We start from the raw sequence: 367 nt of genomic DNA, 5'->3' as shown, positions 1-367 counted from the left end.
GACGTGTACTGGAACGGCATGATGAAACCCCTGCCAGGCGGCACAGAAGACCTGTTCGACCGTCTCAAAGTCGAAGCCGTCAAAGTACCGCAACCGGAAGTACACATCCGTGGCGACCAGAACGTCCGCTACGAATTTGTCGGTAAAACCATCCTGACCGCCCAGCGAGCCGGGATCGCCAAAGTGGGCTTCGTGATCGAACCCCCACCACGTAACTAAGAAAGGATCTGACATGGGAATGCAAGTAGGTTCAGGCAGCTCATCGGCTGATCCGGAAGTCATGATCGAAATGAACATGACCCCGCTGATTGACGTGATGCTGGTATTGATCATCATGCTCATCATCACCATCCCGATTCAGAATCAC

Annotated in this window: 2 protein-coding genes; both read left to right on the top strand. The window is 53.4% G+C overall.

What is annotated here, in order from left to right; translation table 11 throughout:
• Positions 1–219, top strand: a 219-nt coding sequence (locus KDM89_RS20395) for an ExbD/TolR family protein (protein WP_212689690.1), incomplete at its 5' end; no start/stop codon positions are given.
• Positions 220–232: 13 nt separating this feature from the next.
• On the top strand, positions 233–367 hold a 135-nt coding region (locus KDM89_RS20390; RefSeq protein WP_212689691.1), incomplete at its 3' end, for a biopolymer transporter ExbD.

This window comes from Cognatundibacterium luofuense (genome assembly GCF_018139685.1).
Lineage (GTDB): Bacteria > Pseudomonadota > Gammaproteobacteria > Burkholderiales > Burkholderiaceae_D > Undibacterium > Undibacterium luofuense.
Note: the sequence above shows the minus strand (reverse complement) of the source record. Positions and strands in the feature narration are given on the sequence as shown.